General features: G+C 74.0%; 3 protein-coding genes and 2 pseudogenes. 3 read left to right on the top strand and 2 right to left on the bottom strand.

What is annotated here, in order from left to right:
* Positions 1 to 72: 72 nt before the first annotated feature.
* Positions 73 to 174: pseudogene (locus EAD98_RS11475) on the bottom strand (cobalamin biosynthesis protein); the annotation flags it as partial.
* A gap of 59 nt (positions 175 to 233) precedes the next feature.
* On the opposite strand from EAD98_RS11475, the gene EAD98_RS11470 reads away from it, so the two are divergent.
* Positions 234 to 1,775: a cobyric acid synthase gene (locus EAD98_RS11470; protein ID WP_121654034.1), complete on the top strand. Its 1,542-nt coding sequence runs from the start codon at positions 234 to 236 to the stop codon at positions 1,773 to 1,775.
* Between the two features lie 10 nt (positions 1,776 to 1,785).
* On the opposite strand, the gene EAD98_RS11465 is transcribed toward EAD98_RS11470, so the two are convergent.
* A complete protein-coding gene (locus EAD98_RS11465) occupies positions 1,786 to 2,187 on the bottom strand; it encodes a rhodanese-like domain-containing protein (protein ID WP_121654036.1) in 402 nt (133 codons plus the stop codon).
* 283 nt (positions 2,188 to 2,470) lie between these two features.
* On the opposite strand from EAD98_RS11465, the gene EAD98_RS11460 reads away from it, so the two are divergent.
* Both EAD98_RS11460 and EAD98_RS11455 read left to right on the top strand, forming a co-directional pair.
* On the top strand, positions 2,471 to 3,106 hold the full coding sequence (locus EAD98_RS11460) for a uridine kinase (protein WP_233583799.1): 636 nt from the start codon (positions 2,471 to 2,473) through the stop codon (positions 3,104 to 3,106).
* Positions 3,107 to 3,211: 105 nt separating this feature from the next.
* Positions 3,212 to 3,985 (top strand): annotated as a pseudogene (locus tag EAD98_RS11455) (M48 family metallopeptidase); the annotation flags it as partial.
* Positions 3,986 to 4,080 lie beyond the last annotated feature (95 nt).

Below are 4,080 nucleotides of genomic sequence, written 5' to 3'. Positions count from 1 at the left end.
GGAACAGCTACTGCGGACGCTCCGAGGTGCGTCCCTTCCTGGGAGACGGTCCCCGCCCCGAGGCGCGGCACCTCAAGCGGGCCGCCCGACGGCGGCGGCCAGACGGCCGACGGTCAGCGGGTACGCGGCGGCCAGCCCGAGGGCGGCCAGCCCGACCGCGCCGGAGATCCGGGCGGCGCCGGTGAGCGTCCGCGCGGGCGGGGAGTCGTCGCGGCGAGGCGGGGGAGCGGGCGGTGAGTGGCGGGCTGCTGGTCGCCGGCACCACCTCCGACGCCGGCAAGAGCGTGCTCACCGCCGGCATCTGCCGCTGGCTGCACCGGCAGGGCGTGAAGGTGGCGCCGTTCAAGGCGCAGAACATGTCGAACAACTCCGCGGTGGTGGTCGGGTCGGACGGGCGCGGCGGCGAGATCGGCCGGGCGCAGGCCATGCAGGCCGCCGCCTGCGGCATCGCCCCCGACCTGCGCTTCAACCCGGTGCTGCTCAAGCCGGGCAGCGACCTGGCCAGCCAGGTCGTGCTGCTGGGCGAGGCGGTCGACACGATCACCGCCGGCACGTTCCGGCACCTGCGTCCCCGGCTCGCCGAGACCGCGTACGCGGCGCTGGCCGAGCTGCGGGCCGCGTACGACGTGGTGATCTGCGAGGGCGCCGGCAGCCCTGCCGAGATCAATCTGCGGGCCGGCGACTACGTCAACATGGGGCTGGCCCGGCACGCCAACCTGCCCACCATCGTGGTCGGCGACATCGACCGTGGTGGCGTCTTCGCGTCGATGTTCGGCACCGTCGCTCTGCTCGACCCGGCCGACCAGGCGTTGATCGCCGGTTTCGTGATCAACAAGTTCCGGGGCGACCTCGGCCTGCTCCAGCCGGGGCTGGACATGCTGCGCCACGTCACCGGCCGCCCCACGTACGGGGTGCTGCCCTGGGCACTCGACCTCTGGCTCGACGCCGAGGATTCGCTCGCGTACGGGCGGGTGCTCGGCCGCCCGGCCGCCCCGCACGGCACCGAGTGGCTGGACGTGGCCGTCGTCCGGCTGCCCCGGATCAGCAACGCCACCGACGTGGAGGCGCTGGCCACCGAGCCGGGCGTCCGCGTACGCCTCACCGTCGAACCGGCCGAGCTGGCCGCCGCCGACCTGGTCGTGCTGCCCGGGTCCAAGTCGACCGTGGCCGACCTCGCCTGGCTGCGCCAGACCGGCCTCGCCGACGCGGTCCTGGCCCACGTGGCGGCCGGCAAGCCACTGCTCGGTCTCTGCGGCGGCTTCCAGATGCTGGGGCGCGCGATCCACGACCCGGTGGAGAGCTGTCAGGGCAGCGTGCCGGGCCTCGGTCTGCTGCCCATCGAGATCACCTTCGATCCGCGCAAGACCGTCCGGCAGTCGGTGGGCACGGCCCACGGCGGCCTGCCGGTCCGCGGCTACGAGATCCACCACGGGTACGTCTCGCACACCGACCCGACCCTGGCCCCGCTGCTGACCGGGAGCGACGGCGTCGGCGAGGGCGCGGTGCTCGGCGTCGTACACGGCACGCACTGGCACGGGGCATTTGAATCCGACGGCTTCCGCCGCCGTTTCCTCACCGAGGTGGCGCGGCTGGCCGGGCGCACCGGCTTCCGGGTCGCTCCCGACACCAGCTTTGCCGCCGCCCGGGAACGCTCGCTCGACCTGCTCGGTGACCTGGTGGAGGAGCATCTGGACACCGACGCCCTGTGGCGCCTCATCGAGACCGGGCCACCGCCCGGCCTCCCCTTCATCCCACCCGGACCGCCACCGGCCTGACCGGCCGCGGTCAGTGGCGGATGTCGGCGGGGCGGTCGGTGGTCGGAAGGCCGGCGGCGAGCCACGCGTCGACGCCGCCGATCATGTCGGTGGCCCGGCGGAGCCCGAGCGTCTGGAGGCTGGCGGCGGCCAGGCTGGAGCTGTAACCCTCCCGGCACACCAGGACGATCTCCCGGTCGTAGCCGGTGGCCTCCGGAATGCGCCACTCGCTGGCCGGGTCGAGCCGCCACTCCAGGACCGTCCGGTCGATGACGACCGCCCCGGGAAGGTCGCCCTGGTCGCGGCGCTGCATCTCGGTACGGGTGTCGATCAGCAGCGCGCCGCCGCGGACCGCCTCGACGGTCTGCTGCGGAGTCAGTCGGTGCAGCCCGGCGCGGGCCTGTTCGAGCAGGGCGTCGACGCCGGGGCTCATCACGTCTCGGAGCACCACCCGATCATCCCGATTCGGGTGTGCGTCGGACGGCGAACGGGCCGCGCATCACCCGTCGTCGCCCCAAATCCCCCGGACGTGACGGTGCCCGGCCGTGGCGGTCAGCCGGACGAGTTGCGGGCACCTCGATCCGGCACGATCGACTCGGCTTCCTGGAAGTCGTGGTGTCCGTGTCGGCGGGACACCCCGGTTTCCGTGATCGCGAGTCGATCGTGTGGACTTGGCGCTGTTTTCTACCGAATCGTCGGCGTGGACGGGAGGCGGCGTGGACGGGGTGCCGCCGGTGGTGGTCGTCGAGGCGTACGCCGAGTTGGCCCGCCGGGTGCTCGCGGGCCCGGCACGGTTGGGGCGGACCCGGCTGGTCGCGGTCGACGGGCCGAGCGGCGCGGGCAAGAGCCGCTTCGCCGCGCACCTCGCGGATGCCCTGGCGGCGCTGCCCGGCGCTGCCCGGCCGCCGGTGGTGCACACCGACGACCTGCTCGACGGCTGGGACGACCAACTCACCTTCTGGCCCCGACTCGACGAGTGGGTGCTGGGCCCGCTGCGTGCGGGGCGGGACGGTTCCTACCGGCGCTACAGCTGGGTACGGAGATGCTTCCTGCCCCGCCCGGTCCCGGTGCCGGCCGGGCCGGTGCTGATCCTGGAGGGGGTCAGCGCCGCGCGCGCCGCCGTCGCGCCGGAGGTGACCCTGGCCGCCTTCGTCACCGCGCCCGCCTCCCTGCGGCTGGCCCGCGCGGTCGCCCGGGACGGGCCGGAGATCGTGCCCGAGCTGCGCCGCTGGCACGCCGGGGAGCGCGCGCACTTCGCCGCCGACGACACGGCCACCCGGGCCGACCTCGTGGTCGACGGCGCGCCGAGGCTGCCGCACGACGCGGACCGGTACTACGTGCGCATCCGCTGAGCGGGGCATGGACGTCCGCCACCGGCTGCGGCACGATGCGAGGAGGCTGCCATCGGCCACGGCACGATCCGAGAAGGCTCAGGCGCGGCGAACGGGGGACTCATCATGTCGGCACCGGATTCGCCCGCGCGGCGCCGGATCACCCTCACCGGCATCAGCTCGCGGGCCTGGGAACATCCGGCCGACCGGGGCGCCCTGGTCGCACTGCGCGAGCTGCGGGGTTTCGACGACGTGGTGCGGGCGTTCTTCGGCATGTGGAACGAGCGGGGCTTCCGGCTCTCGGTGCTGGCCTCGGGCATCCGGGTCGACCACCGGCAGTACCCGGCGGTGTGGCAGCGCTACACCGAGGCCGCCGCGGCGCTCGACGTGAGCGAGCTGCCCGAGCTGTACGTGACGCAGTCGCCCTGGCTGGGCGCCGAGGCCGTCGGCCTGGACCGGCCGTTCGTCGTGCTCAACTCCGCCTGCGTGCAGCAGCTCGACGAGGACGAGCTGCGCTGCCTGCTCGGCCATGAGCTGGGGCACGTCGGCAGCGGGCACGCGGTCTACAAGACGATGCTCATGATCCTCACCCGGTGGGCGGCCAACCTGAGCTGGTTGCCGGTCGGCGCGTTCGCGCTGCGGGCCATCATCGCGGCGATGCTGGAGTGGTGGCGCAAGGCGGAGCTCTCCGCCGACCGGGCCGGTCTGCTCGCCGGGCAGGACCCGGCCGCCGCGCTGCGGCTGCTGATGAAGCTCGCCGGCGGTGGCGACCTGTCCCAGATCGACACCACCGCCTTCCTTGAGCAGGCCGCCGAGTACGCCGGTGGCGGCGACCTGCGGGACAGCCTGCACAAGATCCGGATGACCGCGTGGAGCACGCACCCGGCGCCGGTACGCCGATGTCCCAGTTGCCGGAGTCGGCGATCACGATGACGTCCGAGGCGATCTCGTCGCGGTGCTCCGCCAGCAGCCGCTCCAGCGAGTCGGAGCCGTAC

Source organism: Micromonospora sp. CV4, from assembly GCF_003667455.1.
Lineage (GTDB): Bacteria > Actinomycetota > Actinomycetes > Mycobacteriales > Micromonosporaceae > Micromonospora.
This window is presented reverse-complemented; position numbering and strand designations above follow the sequence as displayed.

Bases quoted from the DNA above. Each gene is read 5' to 3' on its own strand.
- EAD98_RS11465 (WP_121654036.1), bottom strand. From the start codon at position 2,187: ATGAGCCCCGGCGTCGACGCCCTGCTCGAACAGGCCCGCGCCGGGCTG.